At 67.5% G+C, this 23,107-nt stretch carries 22 protein-coding genes; 14 read left to right on the top strand and 8 right to left on the bottom strand.

What is annotated here, in order from left to right:
- Nucleotides 1–72: 72 nt before the first annotated feature.
- Together ON22_RS07765 and ON22_RS07760 are read right to left on the bottom strand one after the other, a co-directional pair.
- Nucleotides 73–732, bottom strand: a complete 660-nt coding sequence (locus ON22_RS07765) for a response regulator (RefSeq protein WP_033244890.1) — start codon at nucleotides 730–732, stop codon at nucleotides 73–75.
- Complete coding sequence (locus ON22_RS07760) at nucleotides 729–1,742, bottom strand: sensor histidine kinase (RefSeq protein WP_051157331.1); 1,014 nt, start codon at nucleotides 1,740–1,742, stop codon at nucleotides 729–731. The genes ON22_RS07765 and ON22_RS07760 overlap by 4 nt, the downstream gene beginning before the upstream one ends.
- 174 nt (nucleotides 1,743–1,916) lie before the next feature.
- Between ON22_RS07760 and ON22_RS07755 the strand changes: the two genes are divergently transcribed.
- Genes ON22_RS07755 through ON22_RS07745 form a run of 3 tightly spaced genes read left to right on the top strand, consistent with a single transcriptional unit; the run spans nucleotide 1,917 to nucleotide 3,997 of the window.
- Nucleotides 1,917–2,192, top strand: a complete 276-nt coding sequence (locus tag ON22_RS07755) for a cation:proton antiporter regulatory subunit (protein WP_033244889.1) — start codon at nucleotides 1,917–1,919, stop codon at nucleotides 2,190–2,192.
- 35 nt (nucleotides 2,193–2,227) lie between these two features.
- Nucleotides 2,228–2,686: a CBS domain-containing protein gene (locus ON22_RS07750; protein WP_033244888.1), complete on the top strand. Its 459-nt coding sequence runs from the start codon at nucleotides 2,228–2,230 to the stop codon at nucleotides 2,684–2,686.
- Between the two features lie 27 nt (nucleotides 2,687–2,713).
- On the top strand, nucleotides 2,714–3,997 hold the full coding sequence (locus ON22_RS07745) for an ArsB/NhaD family transporter (RefSeq protein ID WP_033244887.1): 1,284 nt from the start codon (nucleotides 2,714–2,716) through the stop codon (nucleotides 3,995–3,997).
- 82 nt (nucleotides 3,998–4,079) lie between these two features.
- On the opposite strand, the gene ON22_RS07740 is transcribed toward ON22_RS07745, so the two are convergent.
- Entirely contained in the window at nucleotides 4,080–4,724 is a 645-nt protein-coding gene (locus ON22_RS07740; protein WP_051157289.1) for an ankyrin repeat domain-containing protein, read from the bottom strand.
- Nucleotides 4,725–4,762: 38 nt separating this feature from the next.
- Nucleotides 4,763–5,887 carry a Tle-like phospholipase domain-containing protein gene (locus ON22_RS34470; RefSeq protein WP_156052326.1) on the bottom strand — a complete coding sequence of 375 codons (1,125 nt, stop codon included), beginning with the start codon at nucleotides 5,885–5,887 and terminating at the stop codon, nucleotides 4,763–4,765.
- A 574-nt stretch (nucleotides 5,888–6,461) separates the two neighbouring features.
- Here ON22_RS34470 and ON22_RS07730 point away from each other — a divergent pair.
- On the top strand, nucleotides 6,462–7,775 hold the full coding sequence (locus tag ON22_RS07730; protein ID WP_063820550.1) for a PucR family transcriptional regulator: 1,314 nt from the start codon (nucleotides 6,462–6,464) through the stop codon (nucleotides 7,773–7,775).
- Between the two features lie 85 nt (nucleotides 7,776–7,860).
- Nucleotides 7,861–9,168: a hypothetical protein gene (locus ON22_RS07725; protein WP_033244886.1), complete on the top strand. Its 1,308-nt coding sequence runs from the start codon at nucleotides 7,861–7,863 to the stop codon at nucleotides 9,166–9,168.
- 75 nt (nucleotides 9,169–9,243) lie between these two features.
- Here the strand turns inward: ON22_RS07725 and ON22_RS07720 are convergent, their stop codons facing one another.
- Nucleotides 9,244–10,392 carry an EstA family serine hydrolase gene (locus ON22_RS07720; RefSeq protein ID WP_033244885.1) on the bottom strand — a complete coding sequence of 383 codons (1,149 nt, stop codon included), beginning with the start codon at nucleotides 10,390–10,392 and terminating at the stop codon, nucleotides 9,244–9,246.
- A complete protein-coding gene (locus ON22_RS07715; RefSeq protein WP_033245338.1) occupies nucleotides 10,389–11,759 on the bottom strand; it encodes a flavin-containing monooxygenase in 1,371 nt (456 codons plus the stop codon). Before ON22_RS07715 ends, ON22_RS07720 begins: the two co-directional genes overlap by 4 nt.
- A gap of 108 nt (nucleotides 11,760–11,867) precedes the next feature.
- Here ON22_RS07715 and ON22_RS07710 point away from each other — a divergent pair, with 108 nt between their 5' ends.
- The 9 genes from ON22_RS07710 to ON22_RS07670 all read left to right on the top strand — a co-directional run bounded on the left by ON22_RS07710 (nucleotide 11,868) and on the right by ON22_RS07670 (nucleotide 21,527).
- Nucleotides 11,868–12,530, top strand: coding sequence for a TetR/AcrR family transcriptional regulator (locus ON22_RS07710; RefSeq protein WP_033245337.1), 663 nt, complete (start codon nucleotides 11,868–11,870; stop codon nucleotides 12,528–12,530).
- A 35-nt stretch (nucleotides 12,531–12,565) separates the two neighbouring features.
- Nucleotides 12,566–13,717, top strand: a complete 1,152-nt coding sequence (locus ON22_RS07705) for a polysaccharide pyruvyl transferase family protein (protein ID WP_051157286.1) — start codon at nucleotides 12,566–12,568, stop codon at nucleotides 13,715–13,717.
- 176 nt (nucleotides 13,718–13,893) lie between these two features.
- Nucleotides 13,894–14,877, top strand: a complete 984-nt coding sequence (locus ON22_RS07700) for an NAD-dependent epimerase/dehydratase family protein (protein WP_033244884.1) — start codon at nucleotides 13,894–13,896, stop codon at nucleotides 14,875–14,877.
- Nucleotides 14,878–15,075: 198 nt separating this feature from the next.
- On the top strand, nucleotides 15,076–15,906 hold the full coding sequence (locus ON22_RS07695) for a MurR/RpiR family transcriptional regulator (protein WP_051157285.1): 831 nt from the start codon (nucleotides 15,076–15,078) through the stop codon (nucleotides 15,904–15,906).
- A 48-nt stretch (nucleotides 15,907–15,954) separates the two neighbouring features.
- Nucleotides 15,955–17,115: an ABC transporter substrate-binding protein gene (locus ON22_RS07690; RefSeq protein WP_033244883.1), complete on the top strand. Its 1,161-nt coding sequence runs from the start codon at nucleotides 15,955–15,957 to the stop codon at nucleotides 17,113–17,115.
- Complete coding sequence (locus ON22_RS07685) at nucleotides 17,112–18,842, top strand: ABC transporter permease (protein WP_081595406.1); 1,731 nt, start codon at nucleotides 17,112–17,114, stop codon at nucleotides 18,840–18,842. Before ON22_RS07690 ends, ON22_RS07685 begins: the two co-directional genes overlap by 4 nt.
- A complete protein-coding gene (locus tag ON22_RS07680; RefSeq protein WP_033244882.1) occupies nucleotides 18,839–19,903 on the top strand; it encodes an ABC transporter ATP-binding protein in 1,065 nt (354 codons plus the stop codon). The genes ON22_RS07685 and ON22_RS07680 overlap by 4 nt, the downstream gene beginning before the upstream one ends.
- Nucleotides 19,900–20,520 (top strand): histidine phosphatase family protein, encoded by a 621-nt coding sequence (locus tag ON22_RS07675; protein WP_033244881.1) that lies wholly within the window; start codon nucleotides 19,900–19,902, stop codon nucleotides 20,518–20,520. The genes ON22_RS07680 and ON22_RS07675 overlap by 4 nt, the downstream gene beginning before the upstream one ends.
- Nucleotides 20,521–20,594: 74 nt before the next feature.
- Nucleotides 20,595–21,527 carry a PfkB family carbohydrate kinase gene (locus ON22_RS07670; protein WP_051157328.1) on the top strand — a complete coding sequence of 311 codons (933 nt, stop codon included), beginning with the start codon at nucleotides 20,595–20,597 and terminating at the stop codon, nucleotides 21,525–21,527.
- On the opposite strand, the gene ON22_RS07665 is transcribed toward ON22_RS07670, so the two are convergent.
- Complete coding sequence (locus tag ON22_RS07665) at nucleotides 21,484–22,146, bottom strand: nucleoside/nucleotide kinase family protein (RefSeq protein WP_231508626.1); 663 nt, start codon at nucleotides 22,144–22,146, stop codon at nucleotides 21,484–21,486. The two genes, ON22_RS07670 and ON22_RS07665, sit on opposite strands and share 44 nt — an antisense overlap.
- An 11-nt stretch (nucleotides 22,147–22,157) precedes the next feature.
- Nucleotides 22,158–23,078, bottom strand: a complete 921-nt coding sequence (locus ON22_RS07660) for a MerR family transcriptional regulator (RefSeq protein ID WP_051157284.1) — start codon at nucleotides 23,076–23,078, stop codon at nucleotides 22,158–22,160.
- Between the last annotated feature and the right edge of the window lie 29 nt (nucleotides 23,079–23,107).

Genomic DNA, 23,107 nt, shown 5'->3' with positions numbered 1-23,107 from the left:
ACGGCTTCGTCCGTGCCGCCCGGGATTTCGACGGTCCGCCGGATCGGGCTCTACGGCGGCGCGGCCCGGCGATCAGGGTTCGATGAGGCCCGCGCGAATGGCATAGCGGGTGAGGGCGAGGCGGTCGCGCAAGCCCAGTTTCTGCAGGATGTTGGCGCGGTGGCGGTCCACGGTTTTCACACTGATCACCAGGTCTGCCGCGATCTCGCGCGAGGAATAACCCTCGGCGACGAGTTTGACGATCTCCTCCTCGCGCGGTGTGAGCAGGGTCTGCGGAACGGGTTCGTCGCGTTCGGCGCGTTGCAGCCATTCGCGGATCAGGGAATTCACGGCACCGGGGTACAGGTACGGTTCGCCGCGCAGGGTGGCGCGGCAGGCCTCGAGCAGATCGCGGTCGGCGACGGATTTCAGCACGTAGCCGGAGGCACCGACCCGCAGGGATTCGAAGAAGTACTGTTCGTTGTCGTACATCGACAGCATCAGGATCCGCACCCCGGGGGTGTTGCGGTGGATCTCGCGGGCGGCCTGGATACCGGTCAGCCGGGGCATGGCGATATCGAGGATCGCGAGGTCGATGGGTACGGCTGCGGCCTGCTGGACGGCCTCGTGCCCGTTGGCGGCTTCGGCGACCACGGTGAGATCCGGTTCGGCGTCGAGGATCATCCGCAGCCCCGACCGGACCAGTGCGTGATCGTCGGCGAGCAGGATGCGGGCCGGTGCCGGTGCTGTCATGGCGCACTCCCTTCCCCGCGGTGCGGGATGGTCAGGCAGACCACCGTGCCGTGTCCGGGTGGTGAATCGATGGTGAGGGTGGCGTTCACGAGCAGCGCGCGTTCGCGCATCCCGCGGATCCCGGAACCGTCCTCGGCGACCCCGCCGCGGCCGTCGTCGGTGACCCGCAGTATCAGCGCTTCCTCGCCGACACGCAGACTCAGCCCGACCCGGCCGGCGTCGGCGTGGCGGGCGATATTGGTCAGGCTCTCCTGCGCGACCCGATAGCAGACCAGTTCGATATCCGGCGCCAGCCGCGGCAGGTTCCGGTCGACCTCGCGATGCACCCCGATCCCCGCGGTGGTGGAGAACTCACTGCACAGCGCGCTGAGCGCACTGGAGAGCCCGAGATCGTCGAGCACATCGGGGCGCAGCCGCCGGGCGATCCCGCGGACCTCGTCCAGGCAGCCGCGCACCGTCTCCTGAGCACCGTGCAGGACATCGACCACATCGGTGGGTGCGCGGTCGGCGGCCCGTTTCATCGACAGCAACGCCACCGTGAGACTCTGCCCGATCTCGTCGTGCAGTTCGCGGGCGATACGCTGCCGTTCGCCTTCCTGGGCGGCCAGGGCGGAGGCGCTGGCCGCGGCCCGTTCGGTTTCGAGCCGGTCGACCATGGCGTTGAACGAATCGATCAGATGGGACAGATCGCCGTTGCCCCGGCCGTCGACGCGGCCACTGCGGCGCAACGGGTCGACCCGCCGCATGGAGGCGATGAGTTCGTCCAGCGGCGCCAGGCTCGTCCGCAGCAGGAAGGCGTTGGCCGCGAGGATGACCGCGAGACCCACTGCCAGCACCGGTATCTCGGTCAACCGCACCCGCGAGGACACCGTCGCCGGTGACAGTGCGAGCACCAGCGTGCCCAGCGTGAACACCAGTCCGTTGATGAGGAAGATCCGCCGGAACAGCGCATCCGCCGGGGTCCGGGTGTGCCGCCGGAACAGGCCGATACCACTTTCCGGACGGTCCATGACCTCAGTCTGGCCGCTGACCGCCGGGGTGTCCATGAGGCCGGGCACCCATTTTCCGGGCGGCGGACTACACAGTGCCGGCCACCACAGATGGGTACCGGCACCGATGGTCGGCGGCACCCTCACTCGCGAAAACTGAGAGCGAAGTCAATCGGTGGCGGGAGGAGCGTTCGGGTGTATATCGACCGCAGCACCGTACCGGGCCAGGGCACCGTGCACCATCTGCAGACTCGCAGCGGTGACCGGTTCGCACTGGTCACCGCCGCCGACGGCGGGAAACAGATCCTCGTCTACCACGGCGCCGGCGACGAACCCGTCCAGTCCGTTGCGCTGGGCACCGATGAGGCCGACCAATTCGCCGACCTGCTGCACAGCGCACCGCTACCCGACCGGGTCGCCCGCCTGGAGCGGTTGGTGGACCAGCTCACCGGCGACGGGTCGCGGCCATGACCATGCTTTCCCCGCACGCGCGACGGGACCCTCCCATGCAAGCTCACGATATCGCCGTCCACCTGCCGACCGTCCGGCCCGAAGATCCTGTCGCGAAGGCCATGCGCCTGATGGTGGTGAACCGGCTGCCCGGCATGATCGTGGTGGACGAGGCGGACCGGCCGGTGGCCGTGCTGCCCGGTACTCAGGTGCTGCGGCTGGCGATTCCCAGCTCCTATCAGAACGATCCGGCTCTCGTGCGCACCATCGACGAGCTGAATTCCGAACTGTTCTGGCGCGAACCGGGCCATCTCACCGTCGGTGACTGTCTCCCGCAGCACGCGCCGCGGCCCGCGGTCGTCCGGCGTGACGCGACTCTGCTGGAGATCGCGGCGCTGATGGCACAGCGGCACAGCCCCCTGGTAGCCGTGGTGGACCGCGCGCACGCCCTCATCGGCGGAATCACCCTCGAACGATTGCTGATCAGCCTGGCCGTCGCCGGGCCCGAGGACTGAATCCGCCGGGCCGAGGCGAGGTAGCCGATGAATCAGATCCTGGCGGTGGCCATTTTCGTCGGGGCGTTCTGGTTCATCGCGACCGAACGCGCCGACAAAGTCAAGGTCGTGCTGATCGCCGCGGCGGCCATGACCGTACTCGGGCTGGTGCCGGGTGAGGACGTCTTCTACAACGCGCACGCCGGAATCGACTGGAATGTCATCTTCCTGCTGCTGGGCATGATGGTGATCGTCGGCGTCGTCAAACACACCGGCCTGTTCGACTTCCTGGCTATCTGGGCCGCGAAACGTTCCCGCGGCAGCCCGTTCCGGCTGATGGTGATGTTGATGATCATCACCGCGGTCGCCTCCCCGCTCCTCGACAATGTCACGATCATCATGCTGGTCGCGCCGGTGACCATCGTCGTATGCGGGCGGCTGGGTTTCGCCGCGCAGCCGTTCCTCATCGCCGAGGTCCTCGCCGCCAATATCGGCGGCGCCGCCACCCTGGTCGGCGACCCGCCCAATATCATCATCGGCAGCCGGGCGGGACTGAGCTTCAACGATTTCCTGATCCACATGGCGCCCGCGGTGACGGTGATCTTCATACTGTTCGTGCTGTTCACCCGCTGGCTGTTCCGCGCGCATCTGCGGGAACCCTCGAAGCACATCACCACGGTGATGACCTTGCAGGAACGCCGCGCCATCACCGACCCGCGGCTGCTCACCCGGTCGATGCTTGTCCTCGCCGGGGTGGTGATCGGGTTCGGGCTGCATTCGTGGCTGCATGTGGCGCCGTCGATCGTCGCGCTGCTCGGCGCCGGCGCCATGGTGCTGATCTCCGGGCTCGATATCCGCGATATCCTGCGCGAAGTCGAATGGGCGACGCTGGTTTTCTTCATGGGCCTGTTCGTGATGGTGGCCGGTCTCGTGCACACCGGTGTCATCGGCCTGCTCGGTGATGCCGCCGTCGCCGCCTTCGGCGACAACCCGCTCCTGGCCTCGGGTGTCCTGGTCTTCGGGTCCGCGGTGGTGGCCGCGTTCATCGACAACATCCCGTACACGACCACCATGGCGCCGGTGGTCGAAGGTCTGGTCGAACAGACACCCGACCCGAAACAAGGACAGGCGCTGTGGTGGTCGTTCGCTTTCGGCGCGGATTTCAGCGGCAACGGCACCGCGGTCGCCGCGAGCGCAAATGTGGTCGCGCTCGGGATCGCCCAGCGGGCCGGGCATGCGATCACGTTCTGGCAGTTCACCCGATACGGGATCGTGGTCACCGTACTCAGCAGCGTGCTCGCCTGGGCGTATATCGTCCTCCGCTATTTCTGACCTGCCGCCGTTCGTCCGCTCCGAAGAACCGGCCGGGCGGTTACCCGGTGATGCGGCGCACCGGTTCCCGACGGTCGCCGGATCAGGACGACTCCAGCGGGACACCGTTATCGGCGAGCCACGCGCTGATCTCCGCGAGGGCGCGGCCCGCCGCCGCGGTCCGCAGCGGCGGCGGGGTCATGAACAGATAGCGCTGAAAGGTGGCGCCCTGCCCATTTCTGGCCGCGGGGTCGGCGCCGGCTCGCAACAGTTCGAGGACGCTCTCGTGCTCGTCCAGTTCGGCGGCGACGTGTAACGGGGTCTCACCGGAGTTGTCGGCGATATCGGGGTTCGCGGCGGCGGCGAGCAGGGCGCGAATATTCCTGCCGCGCTGGTGGAAAACCGCCGTCAGCAGCGGGGTCCGGCCGTTGCGCGGATTGATCGCATCGGGGCCGGTGTAGTCGAGAAGATTTGTCAGGCATACGGAGTCGGCGGTCGCGGCCGCCAGGTGGACGGGGGTATCGCCGTCGTGATCCGGCCGGAGCGCATCGGCGCCGGCGGCCAGCAGCACGGCACATGCGGCATCTGCCCGGTTCAATACGGCCCAGTGCAGCAGAGTGATCCCTTCGGCACCCGCAATATCCGGGTCGATACCGCACGCGAGCGCCGCGGCCAGGCGTTGCTCGTCGCGGGCCGCGATCGCCGTCGCCGCAGATTCGATATCGGTTCCGTCGAACGGTGTCGCCATCGGCGGCCTTCCCTTCGATCCAGGCGCTGTCCGGAAATTCAACTGGCGGGCCGATCCGACCACGGTTGCGTCAGGTCCAGCGCGCGGCGCACACCCGGCATCTCGTGGATATCGATCGCATGCGCCATCCGGCCGTTGTTCTCGGCGAGCAGCGGATCGGGCAGATCTATTCTCGCACCGAGCGCGGGCCGCACCTGAGCGAGCCCACCCGCGGTACCGGCCGCGCCGGCCGTACCGCCGATCGCCGCACCGACAGAGGCCCCGACGAATCGGCCGGTCGTACTCCCGGTTACCCGGCCGGTGGTCCCGCCGATCGCACTGCCCACCGCACCGCCGAGCGACGACCCCAGGATCCCGCCGGCGAGCCCGCCGATCATCGAACGGTGTACCCGGTGCGAGTCCTGTAACACCGTCAGCGGGTCACCGGCGACAACATAGGTGCGGATATTCCCGGCCGCGGCGTACTCCCGTGCCGCCGTCGCGTCGATACCGAGACCGCGGATCGTCTGATCGGACAACCCGGCGGCGTTGAAGGTCACCGCCGGTGCGCCCGATTTGAGCGCGGCCGTGGTCGCCAGCCCGCCCCCGAGGGAATGACCGGTGATGACCAGCTCGTCACCGAAGGCCCCGCGGGCGAGTTTGCCCAACCGGCCCGCCAGAACATACTGGCGGGCCGGTATTCCCAGGCCCTGGGCGAAGTTGGTTTTCCAGCTGCGCAGGCTGGTCCGGTAGGTGCCCGCGAAGGCCAGGACGTACCGCCCCGCATCGTCGCGGTACAGCGCACTGGTCAGCCCACTGGGCAGGTCGTTCATCGCTTCCGGCGGGATTCCGGCCCGTTCTGCTTCCGCCTTGTCGAGCCGGACGAACCCGGCTATGGGGCGGGAGCGGTCCGGGAAATAGACATCATCGGCCAGATCGGCCAGTATCCGGTCGGCCGGTTGCGCCTTCCGGGAACGCATACCCACGGCGAAGGCGCCGCTCCCCCGGGCTCGGGAGTCGCTACCGTCACCGGATCGCCGCAACGGGCCGGCATCGGCCGCATCCAGCCGGTCGGCACGCCGGAATTCGCCGGCCCCCGAGTGCGCAGTCCCGGATATCGCGCGCACCCGTCCCGCCAGGTCGCCACACCCCTGGTGCACTGCCACCCGGATTCGGCCGGCCATATCGGCGAGCCTCTTCGCCGGTATCACCGCCGGAGATGCGGCGCGCGCCGGCCCGTCAGACCTCGACCGACGGAGAGAAGCAGGCCCGGACCCGGCTGTAACCGGCCGATATCTCCGCACATTCGGCAACAGTGGCCGCGAGGTCGCCCCGAGGCGGAGCGTTGTCCCATATTTGCGCGGTCACCGGAGCCATGGCGGCAACTGCGCCCCCCGCCGGTTCCGCACCGACAAGCCTGGAACAGTGCGAATCATGCGATTTCCTCTCGAGGGATGATGACCGATGACGCAACTCGACGTCACCGGCTGTTCCACCGTGTTCCGACGGTAGGCAGCGCCGGTCGGCAACGGAATGTCCCGCGTGACCACAACTTGTGCCGCCGGTAGTGCACTGTGCACATTCGACAGCCCGCGAAATCACTGTGCACTATGCACAAAACCGCCTCCCAACTGTGGCTCGCCGACACCTTTCCCGATCTCGTCCCGCTGGTTACCCTTCGGGTCACGCCGGCCAGGAAAGCTGAGGAAGGCACCGCCATCGGCCTACTCGTTCGCCATACCGTGAAAGGTCCGCGCCATGACCGTTTCCGCCGGACCCCCGACGCGCCGGGACGGAGCGGCCGAAGAACCGCTTTCGGCGCGGGTTTCCGCCCTCAGCGTTGAGATCGGGACGGGATTACGCACGCGGGAGTCGGAGATCGCAGCGGTCATGACCCGGCGGATCACCCAGCAGATCGATTACACCCGCGCCGAACCACGGCTCACGGAGTTACGCGCCGCCAGCATTCACGCCAATGTGGCGACCATGATCGAGGTATTGGCCAATGACATCCCGGTCGATCATCTCCAACCGCCGATGGCGGCAGTCGAATACGCGCGGCGGATGGCGCAGCGGGAGCTGCCGTTCAACTATCTGATGCGCGCTTACCATATGGGCCAGGACGTCATGATGCGTATGTGCCATGACGAGGTGGACCGGCGAGCCCTGCCGGCCGGGCTGGGACTGGCGGTACTGCAGCGACTCACCGAAAGCGTCTACGCGTATACCGACTGGGTCAGCCAATACGTCTGTGACACCTACGAGACCGAACGCATGCGGTGGGTGAACGCCCGCGGCACGGTACACGCCGCCACGGTGCACGCATTGCTGGGCGCGACGACACCGGACCCGGCGGGGTTCGAATCGGAAACCGGCTACCGGCTCGACCGGACACATCTGGCGGTAATCCTCTGGTACACCAGCGGCGACGAGTCCGGCACCGCCGCCTCGCTGGATGCCTGCACCCGAATGCTCGCACGCGCGTTACGCGCCGACGGCCCACCGCTGGTGACGGCCATCGACCGGCGCACGATGTGGGTGTGGTTTCCGTTCGGCCGGCGACCCGCCGTGGACCCCGGCGCGCTGCGGGCGGACGCCGGCCTGCCGGCAGGAGTACGGCTGGCCGTCGGCATGCCGGGCCGAGGTCTCGCCGGATTCCGCCGCTCCCATCAGCAGGCCGCGGCCGCGTACTTCGTCGCCACCGTGCCGGGAACGCCCGCAGACCACCGGACGATCGGGTTCGGCGATCCCGGTGTGGCGGTGGTCTCGCTCCTGGCCAGGGACCTCGATTCGACGCGCGAATGGGTCCGCGAGGTGCTGGGGTCACTCGCCGACGACACCGATCAGGCGGCGGCCCTACGCGATACCCTGAGCACCTTTTACGAGACCGGTGAAAGCCATGTCCACACGGCGCAACAGATGACCCTGCACCGGAATACGGTCAAATACCGCATCACCAAGGCGGTCGACGCCACCCGCGGCACCGGAACCGGGCACGAGAAGCTGGATATCGCGCTCGCCCTGAGGATTTGCCGGTTCCTGGGCCGGAACGTGCTCCGGCCACCGTCCTGACATTGCCGCCGCCCGGAAGATTTTCCTGGGCGCCGATCGCCGACTCGGGACACCGAACGATCACCGAACAAAGACAGGACAACCGATGCCCCACCCTTTTCCACCCGGCGGTTTCACCGGCGGCGGAAAAGGACTCGTCGCCCATCTCGTGACTCGGCTACGTGCCATTGCCGAGAATTCCACCGACGTCCTCGGAAACAGGCATATCCGCGGTATCTCAGGCACGCTCGTCAGCGGGTCGCGAATCACGACCGATCGTGACCGCGACCTCGCGGCGCGGATCGCTGCCGTGAGCCGAGACGGCAACGAACGAGATCGCGCCATCGACCGGCACCTCGATCCTGGCACGCACCAGGACATATACGGGCGACCGCTCCGGCGGCGGACCTTCACCAAGGCTGAGTACATCACCATGTGGGAGCGCCGGACCGGGCGGCGGATGACCGCGGACGAACTCGGAACCCTGGACCGCGGCTGTGTCGGAATGACCATGTTGCGGCTCGGCCGCACCAGCGGGAACCCACCTCTGAATCTGATGTTCGGCCATCCGAGAACACCGCGGCACGACACCGCGCTTGCGCTCGGCGAAGCCGCCAATGCCGAGATCCGCCGCTGTCGTGCACTACGGGTGGCCGCCTACGACGATCTCGCGGAGGCCCGGCACCGCCCGGGTGCCGACGACGCGAGTCCCGCTGTCCGGCAGCGAATCGATCGGGTGATGGAGACCGAGTACGACCTGCAACAGGCACGGGTAGCTGCCCGGAACGCCTGGGTGGATATTCCGGCCGAGCGGGTCCTACAGGCCCGTTCGGACCGGGCCGAGGCCCGTGTCCACGACGGTCAACAGGCGCTCGCCCTCGCCAGGAACTATGCGGCGAAGTTCGAGGACCTCTTCGCCACCCGGCCGGCCGGCACCACCGACCTGCTGCGCCGGATACAGGACGACCCGGACCTGTCGAAACTGTCCGGTGTCGCCGACAACCTACCCACAACCGGCGCCCCCGCCGACTGGGAGCCGGTCATCTTCGCCAAACATCTCTGGTCCGGCCAGGATTATGTCCGCGACCGGACCGGCCGGGAGATCCTGCACAACGGCCGCCCCCGCGGTGAAGCGACCGACACCCCGAAATACGGCCGCTTCACCCCCAGACAGGAAACCGGCCAAGTGAATATGTGGGGCGATTTCAATCAGAACCGCCTGGGCTTTCTCAACTTCGATTACGCCTGGTACGACACGCCGACGGATACCTGGTGGCGCGCCAACCACTCCGACACAGGAGACCCACAACGGCCGATGCTCGTCTATCAGAGCACCTCCGAAGATTTCCTCGCCGGCAGCGCCGACTTCGATACCACGGTCGTCGGAATCGGATTCACGGATACACGCCGATAGGTCGCCGCGCACATGTCCCGGCCGCGTTCATCAGCGGCCGCGTGAACCGCACGGCCCGATCCCGGGCACCGGTTATCACCGGTCGGCTCCCGTATCGAAAACCGCCTTCAGATAGCGGTCGCATCGATCGGAACCGATCAGCCCCGTCGCCATCCGGTTCATCGTGTAGGCGAAAGTGATCCGCCGGTCCAGATCGTTGACCACCATCGAACCGCCGTAACCCGACCACCAGCACACCCGCCCGTCCGGCACGTACGGCACGGTCTGCGGATGCGGCAGGCCGTAGCCGATACCGAAACGCAGCGGGGTCAGCAGTGCTTTGTCGATACCGTCGGCCTGCTCACGGAAGATCAGGTCGAGGGTGTCCGGTGACAGGTGACGCCGCCCGTCGAGCACTCCCCCGCACGAGATCAGCGATTGCACCCGGGCCACCGACCGCGCGTTGCCGTGCCCGTTGACCCCGCCGATTTCCGCCGCCCGCCAGGCCGGGGTCGCGGTTTCGGCAATATCGAGCAGCGGGCTGGTGAGGGTTTTGACGAGCACGCTGTCGCGGTCGAGTGCCGCCATATCGAACCGGGTTGCTCCCGGCGGTATCAGGGTGGCGATGCGGCCGGCCTCTTCGGGGCCGGTGCCGATGGAGAAATCGGCGTTCAACGGTCCGGCCAGTTCCGCGGCGAAGAACTGCCCGAGCGTTTTCCCGGTGATGCGGCGGACCAGTTCCCCGATCAGGTGGCCGTAGTTGAGTGCGTGGTAACCCGATGCCGTGCCCGGTTCCCACCACGGCGCCTGCGCCGCCAGCCGGGCCGCCGCGGCCTCCGCGTCGTAGATATCGGCCAGCTCGATCGGTGGTTCCCAGCCCGATACGCCCGAAGTGTGCGACAGCAGATGCCTGACCTCGATCTCGGCTTTCCCGTTGGCGGCGAACTCCGGCCAGTAGTGGGCCACGCGTTCATGAACGTCGAGTTCGCCGCGATCGACCAGCAGCAGCGCGCACAACGCGGTCATGGTCTTGGTGACGGAGAAGACGTTCACCAAAGTGTCGGCTTCCCACGGTGTCGTCCGGGCGGGATCGGCGTAGCCACCCCACAGGTCGAGCACCGGCTCCCCGTCGACAGTCACGCACAAGGCCGCACCGAGCTCGGCCTGCGATTCGAGCTGCTCGTCGAATACCGCACGCACCTGCGCGAATTCGTCACGGCAGAACCCGGCGGAACCGCTCGTCACCGCGCGCCCTGCATCGCAGCGGCGGACACGGGTAGCGCATTGCCCGCGGCGGCGGCACGGGCAGCACCGGCCTCGAGTTCCTTGGTCAATCGCTGGACATAGGGCTGGAACTCGACCTGGATGGTATGCCGCGGCGACTCGTAATACCGTCCGCTGCGCCGGGATTCCTGCTCACGTAGTTGCCGATCGATCTCCGCGCGCGCCGGCAGATGGTAACGCCCGGTCAGGTAGGCGGCGACGAATTTGCTCTGCTGTTCGGCGAAGTTGACCAGTGTCGGCAGTGGCTGGGCCAAGCCGAGGAAGAAGAGGTTGTCGATCTCCGGTTTCATCATCATCGCGAACAACGGAAACCGGTTCTCCGTATCCGGGAGCAACGTGGGGTCGGCGAAGAACGGGAAACTGATGTGATACCCGGTGGCGCACAGCACTACGTCGATCTGCTCGCTGCTGCCGTCGGCGAAATGAACACGGTCACCGGCCAATTCGGTGATCGCGGGTTTGAACTCGATATCGCCGCAGCCGGCGCGATGCAGAAATTCTTCACTTGCCGACGGATGCGCCTCCAGCGGTTCGTGGTCCGGTGCGGGCAGCCCGTAGTTCTGCATCTCCCCGCGGAATTTGCGCACGGCCCGCTGCCGCAGTTTCAAGCCGAGCTTCGGCGGAATCCAGGGCGGCAGCGAACGGCGGTCGCTCGCCTGGCCTTTCACATATTTCGGCAGTACCCAGACACCACGGCGCGCCGAGACGAACAGTTTCTCGGCGAGGAACCGTTGCGACAGCTCGGAGGCAATATCCAGACCGGAATTTCCCATACCCACCACGACGATCCGCTTACCGCGCATATCGATCGGGTCGAAGGGGTCGTTGTAGGCGTGACTGTGCATGAGTACGCCGTCGAATTCGCCCGGATAGTCGGGGAATCGGGGGTCCCAGTGGTGGCCGTTGCAGACGATCAGCGCGTCGTAGACCTCGGTGTCACCGGCGCTGGTCGTCACCGTCCACAGGCCGTCGGCGGCGCGTTCGGCGCCGGTGACCAGCGTGTTGAAGCGAATCCGGTCGCGCAGGCCGAAGTGGTCGACGTAATCCTTGAAGTACTGCAGCAACTGCGAATGGTGCGGAAAGTCCGGCCAGTCCGCGGGTGGCGGGAAGTCCTCGAATTGCAGCCGGTACTTCGACGTATCGATGTGGAGGCTCTGGTAGCAGGCCGACATCCCGTTGGGGTTCTTGAAATACCAGTTACCGCCGACCTCGTCGGATGCTTCGTAGCAATCGAACGGGATCCCGTATTCGGCGAGGCGTTTGGCGGTGGTGATCCCCGAGGGACCGGCGCCGATAACGCATACCTTGGGCAGTTCCGGTGAATTCATGCACAACTCCTGTCCGGCCGCGAGGAACGGCGCCGTGACCTGAACCACAACGTAACACTCGCTGGACACACCGTCCAGTGAGTGTTCACACCCTCTAGGATGGCGCTCATGCCGACCGAACCGCCCGCAGTGCGCCGCGGCACGCTGCGCGAGGAACAGAAGCGCTCGACCACCGCGCGCATCGTCGACGCCGCCCGCGACCTCTTCGAAACCCGGGGCTATTCCGCGGTGCGCGTCGACGACATCGCCGCCGCTGCGGGTTGCAGCAGGGCCACCTTCTACCTGCATTTCACCGGTAAGCCGGAAGTGCTGCGGGCGATTGCCAACCAGGGCCCGCAGGCCGCCGGTGTCCGGTTCTTCTACGCCGATCTCGACCGAGTTCTCACCACCGGGTCGCGGGAAGAATTCGCGGCCTGGATGGCCCGCGCCATCGATTGGTTCTTCGAGAACAAGGACATGCTGCCCGCCTGGGACGAGGCCACCGCCCTCGAACCGGAATTCCGCCGGACCGTCCGCGAGGGCATCATGACGCTCGCCGACAGCATGCCGCATTATCTCGACCGCTGGCCCGCCGCGCGCCGCGACGAGGCGCGGTTACGCATCGAACTGCTGGTGGCGCAGCTGGAACGTTTCTTCACACGCTGGGCCATGCAGGGCACCATCGAGGTCTCCGCGGAGCAGGCGGCCGAAGTTCTCACCGGTATCTGGTTCCCGGCCCTGCAAGCACCCGGGCACGAACAGGAGGCCGGGACACCGGGGCGGCCGGGATAGCATGGCCGGACGCCTCCTCGCTCGATCGGAGCCGCATGGACGCACCACCGCTCTACTACCTGACCGGCCCGGCAGGCCACCCCAACTACGGGGATGAACTCATCACCGCCGGGTGGCTGAACCACCTCGCCGAAACCGCGCCCGAGGCGGAGGTGTGGGTCGATACGCACTCCCCCGGGCCCGCGCAGGTACTGCTCGGCGATCTGCATCCGCGGGTGCGCTTCACCGATACCTTGTGGCGGCTGTGCCGGGAGGCGCCGTCGGACGACCCGTGGCACGTGGCCGCATGGGTGCGCCGGGCCGTCGCCGACCCCGGTCTGGCCCCGCGGTGGGATCGCGGTATCGCGCTGCTGCGGCGCGCCGACATCATCCATCTACTCGGCGGCGGCTATATCAACCGGATCTGGCCACGACATATCGGGCTGCTCGCCGGGGCCGCCGCAGCCGCCCGCGCTTCAGGTGCCCGCTGCGCGGTGACCGGCCTCGGATTGTTCCCGGAGCCGGAAGGCGCCGCGGAGCTGGTGCGGGCCACCGCCGCCGAATTCGCGATCGCCGACGTCCGCGACCGGGCCTCCGCGGACCTACTCGGGACCAGCCCCGGCATCGACGATGCGTTCCTGGCGCAGCCGAAGCTCCGGACGAACGCGGACGATCCGCCCGACGTGATGCTCTGTCTGCAGGGCGATCAGGTCGATATCGGTCTCGACGTGCTGGCGTCGGCCGTCTTGCGGATTCTGCGCGCCTGGCAGATCCCGCCCGAACGGATCGGGGTGGTCGAGGCGATCCCGGGCGAAGACCGGAAGGTATTCGATCTCATCGAACACCAGCTACCCGGTGCACGGTTCTATCCGTTCGTCGATATCTGGGAGCACGGGTTACCGGTCGCCGCCGGACAGACCTGGCTGACCACCCGATTCCATATGCATCTGGTCGCGGCGACGGCGGGCGCCACCGGGGTGGCGATCCCGGTCAGTGCGGATTTCTATGCCACGAAACATCGGTCGCTCATCGAGCTCGGGTCGGGTTGGACGATGCTCGACGACCTCCATCAGGTGCCGCGGCGGCCGGCGGGCACCGGCTTCGACGACTCGGTGATCGCGGCAGCACGCCAGGCGAAGCTCGCACTTGCCCGGACCGTCTACGCGCCTACAGCGACGACCGACGATACTTTCGCGACGGCGCCCTGATCGCTCTCGGCGTGTGGCCACCGCACCGGCCGCGAACTCAGGGCAGCAGACGGTTCAGCGGTCGGCGGTCAGGACTACGGCCGAGTTCGGCGGCGCCGATTATTTCGCGGCCGGTGCGGCCACCGGGTGGTCTCGGATTACTCCGGGCTCGGTCCGCCCGGCACTAGGGTGGCGCTATGCGTGTTCTGATCATCGGAGGAACGCTGTTTCTGGGCCGGCGAGTGGTCGAGCGTCTCCACGCACGCGGCGACCAGGTACTGCTGATCCACCGGAGTCACAGTGAACCCGCGGACTGGCTACCGGTCGAGCACTTATTCACCGATCGGCACGATCTCCCACGGCATCGCGACCGAATCCGTGATTTCGCCCCGGACGCCGTTATCGACAGCTTCGCGCTGACCGGCGCGGATGTCGATGCGGTACTTCCGGTGCTACCCGAGGTACCGACCGTGGCGCTGTCCAGCCAAGACGTCTACCAGGCGCATGCGGCGCTGCTGGCCGGTCGTTGCGATTCGCCGGTGCCGATTACCGAGGATTCGGAGCTGCGCCGTAACCGTTATCCGTACCGCGGCGCGGACCTGCCGGAGGTGCCCGACGACTACAGCAAACGCGATGTCGAAGACCGCTGGCTCGCGCGCGGCGCGGTGGTGTTACGGCTACCGCTGATCTACGGACCGCACGACCGGCAGCATCGGGAAGACCTGATACTGCGCAGGTTACGCGCCGGCCGCACCCGGATCCCGATCGGTGCCGGAAATCTGCTCTGGACCCGTGGATACGTCGACGACCTGGCGACCGGAGTCCTCGCCGCCCTGGACAACCGGACAGCGGACGGCCTCCCCGTCAACCTCGGTGAAACGCAGACCGTGCCGGTCCGCACCTGGTTGCACCAGATCCTCGACGCTGCCGGGGCGACCGCGGAACTGGTCACGGTCCCCGACTCCGTCCTGCCACCGGACCTGGCCCTGACCGGCGCACCTGCCCAACATCTGCTGTTCTCCGTCGCCCGCGCGCAGGACCTCCTCGGCTGGGCACCCGCCGATTCATTCCAACGGGTCGCCGAGTCGGTGCGCTGGCATCTGGAAAACCCACCATCCGGCGCCGGATGGACCGATGCGGACACCGCCGCAGACGACGCAGCCCTGGCTCACGCAGAATGAACAGCCGCATCGAAGTGATATCCGGCGGAGCCACCATGAGGCAGTGAACCGGGCTCGGCGCACTCTGCCCGAACATCGGGCGCTGAAAACTCCCTCCAGGACCCCGGTGCGTGACCTCTGCTGGGCGCTTCGATGAATTGCATCTGAACTTGCAGGACTTGCACTCATTGCAAGTGAGATTGCGCTTAGCGTGACGGCGTGCTGATCACCAACCTCGCCAAGGCGCGCGGAGCTCAACTGACGGTGACGGACCGTCGCCTGGTCGCCGTGTTGCAAGCGCATCCGGCCGAGGCAGCATTCTGGTTCGCGGCCGATCTCACCGAACCATTGGGACTGCACCAATCCGCGGCGACCCGGTTGGCGCAGCGGCTCGGTTTCGACGGGTATCCCCAGTTACGCGAGGCGCTGCGCCAGGACTACCTCGCCGGCGACGGACCGTCACAGCGAGTTCGCGGCCGCCTCGACCGGCACCCTGACGATGTCCTGCAGGGGTTCGTCGATGATGAGATCGCGGCGCTCACCGCGCTGCCCCGGCATATCACCCAGACCGAGATCGACGATCTGGCGACTCGTATCGCCGGCGCCGAACACATTTTCCTCTTTGCGCACGGTAATGCCACGGTGCTTGCCGAACTGTTCGCCCGCCGCCTGCGCCGGTTCGGTATGCGCTCGACCATGTTGACCGGCGCCGATCGTGAACTCGCCGAACACCTGTCGTCCATGCAGACCGGTGATCTACTACTCGCCTGCGCGTTCCGCCGGGTGCCGGCCGCACTTCCGCCGGTGCTCGAGATCGCACTCGGCCGGGGCACATATTGCGCGCTCATCACCGATACGTTGCTCACCTTGTCGCCACAGCCCGACGCCGTCCTCGCCGCCCCCCGCGGCGGCAGCGACGACTATCTGTCGCTCACCGTGCCGATGGCGATCGCCAACGCTCTGGTGCTCACGATCGCGCGCCGATCCCCGGACCGCGCCATCCGCTCACTCGACCAGCTCGGCACGCTGCTCGAACGCTTCGACCGCTGACCACGCTCCCTACCGACCGTTGATTCACTCGAAAGAACAGGATCACCCATGTCCGCCACCCGATTCCGCACCCGCGGCACCCTCGCGGCACTGCTGGCCCTCACCGTCGGTCTCACGGCCTGCTCAGCCACCGATTCCACCGGCGGCAGCGATATCGACTGGGACGCCCTCGGTCACGAAGAACTCGTCGAACTCGCCAGGCAGGAGGGCGAGGTCGTGGTCTACGCGTTCACCAGCCGCATCGCGGCCGTCGAGAAATCGTTCGAGGCCGAATACCCCGGTATCGACGTAATCGCCAGTGATATCTCCTCCAGCGAGCTGATCACACGTCTGGACACCGAACATCGGAGCCGCAGCGCCACCGCGGACGTCGCCTATGTTTCCGACGCCCCTGTCGTCGTCACGGAACTGATGGCCGACGGTGTGCTCGAACCGTATCTGCCGAGCCGGGTCGCGGACGCCGTCCCTGCCGAGTACCGGGAGCCACTACTCGCCAATCGTCTCTCCACCAAGGTGCTGATGTACAACGAACAGGCCCACCCCGACGGCGCTCCGGTATCGAATCTCTGGGAGCTGACGGAGCCGCGCTGGGCGGGCAAAGTTGTCCTGGTCGACCCGAATGTGCGCGGCGACTACCTCGACCTCGCCACCGAGCTGTCGCTGCGTAGCGACGAGATGGCCGCCGCCTACGCCGACCATTTCGGCCGCGAGATCGCGCTGGACGACGGCGTACCCGATGCCGGATTGCAGTTCCTGAAGAACCTGTACGGCAACGACGCCGTACTGGTCGACGACACCGATACGGTCAACGCGGCCATCGGCGCAGTGGGACAGCAGGATCCACCGCTCGGGTTCACCTCCTACTCCGACCGTCGCGACAACGAAGACGAGGGCTGGGCACTGCAGGTCGCGGCCGGAGTCGCGCCGTCGAACGGGATCGTCTTCCCCGCCTACCTCGGCGTCACCACGAACTCGGCGAACCCGGCGGCGGCCCGGCTGCTCATCGACTACATGATGGGTGACGACAGCGAAACCGGTGGTACGGCATACGAGCCTTTCTACGTCGCCGGCGACTACCCGACACGCACCGATCTCACAGCACCGGCGGGGGCGCTGCCGCTCGGCGAACTCGGCGCCTGGCAGATCGACCCGGAGGCCTCCGCCGAGCGGCGCGACGAGGTCGCCGATTTCCTCCTGACCATCCAGTGAAGCCGCTGTCCCGCGCGGGCGCGGTGGCGCGCCGACCGGTCACCTGGCTGGCCGGCGCCGTACTCGCGGTTCTGCTGATACTTGTCGCGCTCCCCCTGTTCGGCCTGGTACGCGCCACACTCACCGACGGGGACGACGCATGGAGCGATGTCCTGGCAAGCCCGATGTCCGGGTCCCTGTTCTGGACACCGTTGATGGGATCGCTGGTCGTCGGGCTCGGCACCGGGCTGCTGGCCACGGTGCTCGGCGCGTTCCTCGCCTGGGTGGTCGTCATGAGCGACGTTCCCGGCCGCAAGATCATCGGTGTGCTGGCGGTGATCCCGTTCGCGCTACCGAGTTTCGCCATCGCCCTCGCGTGGGAGAGCGTGTTCCGCAACGATCTGGTCGGCGGAAATGCCGGTCTGCTCGCCTCGCTCGGGGTGCCGGTTCCGGACTGGCTCGCCTGGGGGCCGGTGCCCGTCGTACTCACTCTGGTGGCGCACTACTATTCGCTGAGTTTCGTCGTAGTCGCCGCGGCACTGGCGAATATCGGCGGCGACCTGGTGGCCGCCGCCGAACTGACCGGCGCTTCGCGACTACGCGTCGCGGGCCGTATCGTCCTGCCTGCCGTGGCACCCGCCGTACTGTCCGGCTTTCTGCTCGCGTTCGCAGAAGGCGTGTCCAACTTCGCGGTGCCTGCCCTGCTCGGGCTACCCGTACGGTTCCAGACGCTGAGCACCCGCCTGTACGGTGCGATCTCCACCGGCGACGCGGAACGCGGATACGTCCTGTCGATCCTGCTCGTCCTGGTGGCTGGGATCATTCTGTTCGCCGGCAACCGGATGACCCGCGGCCGCTCGTATTCGACGATCACCGGAAAGGCCACCCGCGCCCGCACGACCCGCACCGGTCCCTGGCGGCTGCCGCTCGCCGCCCTCGCGTGGGCACTCGTCGTGGTCACCGCGGTCCTGCCCGGGATCGTGCTGGCCGCCAGTACCCTGCTGCGGCGCACCAACAGCCTCGACGGCGGACTGACCCTGCACTATTGGATCGGCGAGTCCGACCCGTCCATCTCCCAAGGTATGCGCGGGATCCTGCGCGATCCCGTCATCCTGGAATCCTTCGCGGGCACCGTGAGCCTCGGCCTCGCCGTCGCGGCCGGAGCGGTGGCGCTCGCCGCCCTGGCTGCCTACGTGGTGCGCCGGATGCCGCGCGCCCGGCCGGTCAACGGGCTGATCGGGCTACTGAGCTATGTACCGTTCCTCATCCCCGGGGTCGCGCTGGGTGCCGCGTTCATCGCCCAGTTCGGTGCGCCCATCGGTCCGTTCGGGTCGCTGTACGGAACGTTCTGGATCATCGTGCTTGCCGGTATCGCCGCCAGCCTGCCGTTCGCCTACCAGACCGCCACCGCATCGTTCGGCCAGGTCTCCCCGGAACTCGACGAATCCGCGGTATTGACCGGTGCGTCCGGCCCGCGCCGATTCGGCCGGATCACCGCACCGCTGGTGGCCCGCGGCCTCACCAACGGTGGCGTCCTCGTCTTCGTGACCATGGTGCGCGATCTCTCGGTGGTAGTCCTGCTCGTCACGCCCGCGACCCCGTTGCTGTCGATGATGACCTTCCGCTATGCCTCGGAGGGCTTCACCCAGCAGGCCAATGCCATCACCCTCGTCATCGCCGTCATCTCGGTCGCGGCCACCCTCTTCGCCCGGCGCCTGACCGGGCGCACCGATCGGAGCAACCCATGACAACGCTCAGCATCCAGCGGCTCGGGAAGAGGTTCGGTTCCTCCATCGCGGTGCACGATGTCTCGTTCGAGGTGCCCACCGGCGCCTTCGTCGTACTGCTCGGTCCCTCCGGCTGCGGTAAGACCACCACGCTGCGCATGCTTGCCGGCTTGGAGGACCCCACCAGCGGCACCATTCATTTCGGGGACCGCGTCGTCGCCGACGGCGACCGCGGGCACAGCGTTCCGGCACGTAAACGCGGTCTCGGCATGGTGTTCCAGAGTTATGCGCTGTGGCCGCATATGACCGTGCGGCAGAACATCGAATGGCCGCTGGCGGTGGCAGGCTGGTCACGCGAACAGCGGCAGGAACGGGTCGGCGAGGTACTCGCCTCGCTCGAGATCAGCGAACTGGCCGATCGCGCGCCCGCCGGTATCTCCGGCGGGCAGCAGCAGCGGGTGGCGATTGCCCGCACCATCGCCCCGCGCCCGGAGGTCGTGCTGTTCGACGAGCCGCTTTCGAACCTGGATGCCCGCCTGCGGTTGGAGATGCGTGGCGAACTGGGCCGGGTGCATCGCGCGAGTGGCGCAACCAGCGTCTACGTCACCCATGATCAAGTGGAAGCACTCGCCCTGGCGACCCATATCGCGATCATGAAGGACGGCCGGCTCGAACAGTTCGGTATCCCGGCCGATCTGCTCGAGCGTCCGGCCACCGCGTTCGTCGCTTCCTTCCTCGGCAGCCCGCCCGCAGTGCTGCTCCCCGTATACGCGGACGCCGGATCCCTGACCTGTCAGGGTGTCCCGATCGCGCCCGCCCCCGACGGGATATCCCCTGCTCAGGCCATGTATCGCCCGCAGGATGTGCAGCTGGACCCGCAGGGAATGCTGGCCTTCGAGGTCCTCGAATCCACCCCGTCCGCGGGCGCCCATCTCATCACCGGATTCCTCGGCGGCGAATCGGCGCAGCGGTCGCGGATAACGGTGGTCGGTGACCGGCCCGCCCGCCCCGGCGAGCTCACCCGGGTCCGTCTCCCGGCAGAGCCCGCCGCACTTTTCGGGGCGGACGGCGCGCGACTGTGAATTCCGACGATCGGACCACACTCCTGCTGGTTCGCCACGGAGCCACCGCCTGGACTCGGGATCGGCGCCTGCAGGGCCGTACTGATATCGATCTGTCCGCGGCCGGCCGCCGCGATGTCGCCGCACTCGGCGCCGCGCTCGTGACCTGGGCGCCACGCTCGCTCGTGGTATCACCGTTGCGCCGCACCCGGACAACGGCCGCGCTCTTGTCCGACGCGTTCCGGCGAGCCGGCCGGGACATACCCGATCCGGTGATCGACGCAGGCTGGACAGAGCACGGCCTCGGCGACTGGGAAGGGTTGACGCCATCCGAAATCGGGGCCGATTACGGCCGCTGGCGCGCCGGGGAACTGATACCACCCGCAGGTGAATCTGCTGCCGGAATCCGGGCGCGGGTCACCGCGGCGGTTCGGCGCGCAGCCGCCCTACCGGGCCCCGTCCTCGTCGTGACACATGGCGGCACCATCCGCGCCGCGCTCTCGATCTGTGTCGGGTTACCGGCAGGTACGGTCGAACCGGTCGCGGCGCCCAGTCTCACCGTGCTCGACGTACCCGCTGTTCCTACCGATCGGTCCGGCGCGATCGCCGGTCGGCTACGCCATTTCAACCTCCGCTGATCATCGAGTCGCCCCCCGACGTGGAACTATGCGATGCGGCCACTTTCGGTGATACGAGCGAACAGGACGGCGACATGAACGACAACAGCGCACCGGATGACCGGAAATTGTCTCTGTTCGTGGGGCTTTCAACAGTCGACATCGCCTATAGCGTCGACAGCTACCCCGCAGAGGACACGAAAACCCAGGCCCGCAATCAGTACATCGGCGCGGGCGGGCCCGCCACCAATGCTGCTGTCGCCTACGCGGCACTCGGTGGTGCACCGACACTCGTCACCGCGGTGGGCACACAACGGCTCGGCGACCTGATCCGCAACGATCTGGCCGGGCACGGCGTGCGGATCGTCGACGTCTGCGCCGGTAGCGACCATCAGCCTCCGGTGTCGTCCATCGTGGTCGCGGAAGCGGCCGCCACTCGCACAGTCGTCTCCCTCGACGGCACCCGCATCGCAGTCGCATACGAACACGGTCTTGCCGAACTGCTCCCCGGAGTGAACATCGTGCTGGTCGACGGGCACTACCCGGCCTTGGCTGCCGGACTGTGCGAACAGGCCCGCTCGCTCGGCATCCCCACCGTTCTGGACGCAGGCAGGTTCAAAGACTCCCACATCGCCCTGCTCCCACACATCCGGTCCGCAATCTGTGCCGCCGCGTTCGCACCCCCCGGTATCCGGAAGGGAGACACCGCCGCCGTACTCGCGTACCTGCGCGCCGCCGGCGTCGAGAACATTGCGATCACGAACGGCGCCGAACCGATCATCGGCCTCGCCGGTGACCGCGAATTCCGCATCGATATCCCGGAAACCCGCGCCGTGGACACGCTCGGCGCGGGCGATATCCTGCACGGCGCGTTCTGCTACTTCACCAGCACCGGCCACGATTTCGTCCATGCGCTGACGTCGGCGTCGGAGGTGGCGAGTTTCTCCTGCCGGTTCTTCGGCACCCGGGAATGGTGCAATCGCCTCAGCGAGCTACCCGGACGAGGTACTTCTCGCCCCTGGGCGTGAGCACGAGATCGGCCCGCGCACGCGTTCCGGCGACGAGCTCGGCGTTGGGCAGATCGTTGTGCATGATCCGTGCGCGTGCGACCTCCGGAGCCTTACCCCCGGCGAGGTGTCGCTCGTGGAGCCGCTGCTCGATCAACTCCGTCCCGGCATCCAGATACCAGCACTCGTCGAGCAGCGATCGCACGTCCCGCCAGCCCGGTTCGTCGAGCAGCAGATAGTTGCCCTCGACCACGACGATCCGCTGCCACCGGAAAACCACACCGTCCGGCACCGGGTCGTGGATCTCGCGGTCATAAACCGGCCAGCCGACCTCGGCGCCCACCGGTGCCGAACGCAGCTCCCGCAGCTTCGCCGTAAATCCACCGATATCGAAAGTGCCCGGCCGTCCTTTATTTTCGAGCTCGCCCGCATCGGAGAGGTCCTGGCTGGTCCGATGAAAGCCGTCCATCGGCGCGATACCGGCGAACTCCTCGTCCGGCGAATTCGATGCCGTGCAGAGCGCGAACGCGAGCGTGGACTTTCCCGCGCCCGGCGGTCCGGCCAGTCCCACGAAATACCGCCGATCCAAGCCGTCGGAAGCCGCCCGTACCCGCCGCGCCAGATCGCCGACAGAGGCCACGAACACCGCGCTCAGCCGCCGCTCGGCTCGAGCGAACGCAAGAGAGCTGTGTCCAGCCACCGCTGCACACCACCGGTGGTGTGAGCGGAGCCGAGTGCTTCGGCGGTGAGCGTCCAGTAGCGTGCTGTCGCGCGATCGGTGATCGAGACCCCGCGGGCCAGCTCGCGCCGGAAGCCCTCGGTATCGCGCCGCCCGCGGGCTGTCGCGTGCGCGGCGATATACAGGTCCAGTTCCGGCCCCGGTTCCGGCGGGTCGTCGGCGATCATCCGCTGCGCCGCAGCGGTGTGGGCGGGCACGAGGTCGGCGAGGAACGCTCGCCGGTTCCGTATCACAGATTCCCCCGCTCCCCAGATCTGCCGGGAGGTCACCTGCATCAGCTCGGCTGATCGCGCCAGCTGCCCGAGTTCGGCGAACAGGAGCACGTGACGCGGTGCCGGCGCCGCGGGTAGCCGCGGGATATCCATCTCGACGAAATCGTCGAACGCCAAAGCCGGCATGGCAGCCAGGACCCGCCGCCAGAAGTCGATGAGGGTGGTGCGGACAGCGCCACGCTCGGCAACTGCCGCCAGTTCCGTGAGCATCAGCGGGTCATCGGCCTGTTCGATCGCGACCAGCACCGCATGCCGCCAGGACAGCGCAGCGAGATCGGCCTCCACCGCGGCGCGCTCCACCCTCACAGCCTCCGGAACAGCACGCTCCCCCGCGAGCACGTCGGCGATCGTGGCCAACCCGAGCCCCACTGCCCGCAGTTGCCGCACCAGCACCAACCGGTCGAGCGCTTCCGGTGTGAACATTCGGTGCCCACCGCTCGTACGCTGCGCCGCCAGGATCCCCTCGTCGCAATAGAAACGGATGGTCCGCACCGGGACGCCGGTGCGCCGGGACGCTTCCCCGATACCCACCGCATTAGAAGTGATGTAGGTCACAACCACTGGAACCTCCACCCGACTGGAATTCCTAC

Origin of the sequence: Nocardia carnea NBRC 14403 (genome assembly GCF_000308515.1) — a bacterium.
GTDB classification, from domain to species: Bacteria; Actinomycetota; Actinomycetes; order Mycobacteriales; family Mycobacteriaceae; genus Nocardia; species Nocardia carnea.
The sequence above is the reverse complement of the archived record's forward strand: the minus strand, read 5'-3'. Positions and strand labels throughout refer to the sequence as shown.

Excerpts from the sequence above, each read along its gene's own strand:
- ON22_RS07765 (WP_033244890.1), bottom strand. The coding sequence starts at position 732 with ATGACAGCACCGGCACCGGCCCGCATCCTGCTCGCCGACGATCACGCA.
- ON22_RS07760 (WP_051157331.1), bottom strand. The coding sequence starts at position 1,742 with ATGGACCGTCCGGAAAGTGGTATCGGCCTGTTCCGGCGGCACACCCGG.
- ON22_RS07750 (WP_033244888.1), top strand. The coding sequence starts at position 2,228 with ATGCAAGCTCACGATATCGCCGTCCACCTGCCGACCGTCCGGCCCGAA.
- ON22_RS07745 (WP_033244887.1), top strand. The coding sequence starts at position 2,714 with ATGAATCAGATCCTGGCGGTGGCCATTTTCGTCGGGGCGTTCTGGTTC.
- ON22_RS07740 (WP_051157289.1), bottom strand. The coding sequence starts at position 4,724 with ATGGCGACACCGTTCGACGGAACCGATATCGAATCTGCGGCGACGGCG.
- ON22_RS34470 (WP_156052326.1), bottom strand. The coding sequence starts at position 5,887 with ATGGCCGGCCGAATCCGGGTGGCAGTGCACCAGGGGTGTGGCGACCTG.
- ON22_RS07730 (WP_063820550.1), top strand. The coding sequence starts at position 6,462 with ATGACCGTTTCCGCCGGACCCCCGACGCGCCGGGACGGAGCGGCCGAA.
- ON22_RS07725 (WP_033244886.1), top strand. The coding sequence starts at position 7,861 with ATGCCCCACCCTTTTCCACCCGGCGGTTTCACCGGCGGCGGAAAAGGA.
- ON22_RS07715 (WP_033245338.1), bottom strand. The coding sequence starts at position 11,759 with ATGAATTCACCGGAACTGCCCAAGGTATGCGTTATCGGCGCCGGTCCC.
- ON22_RS07710 (WP_033245337.1), top strand. The coding sequence starts at position 11,868 with ATGCCGACCGAACCGCCCGCAGTGCGCCGCGGCACGCTGCGCGAGGAA.
- ON22_RS07705 (WP_051157286.1), top strand. The coding sequence starts at position 12,566 with ATGGACGCACCACCGCTCTACTACCTGACCGGCCCGGCAGGCCACCCC.
- ON22_RS07700 (WP_033244884.1), top strand. The coding sequence starts at position 13,894 with ATGCGTGTTCTGATCATCGGAGGAACGCTGTTTCTGGGCCGGCGAGTG.
- ON22_RS07690 (WP_033244883.1), top strand. The coding sequence starts at position 15,955 with ATGTCCGCCACCCGATTCCGCACCCGCGGCACCCTCGCGGCACTGCTG.
- ON22_RS07680 (WP_033244882.1), top strand. The coding sequence starts at position 18,839 with ATGACAACGCTCAGCATCCAGCGGCTCGGGAAGAGGTTCGGTTCCTCC.
- ON22_RS07670 (WP_051157328.1), top strand. The coding sequence starts at position 20,595 with ATGAACGACAACAGCGCACCGGATGACCGGAAATTGTCTCTGTTCGTG.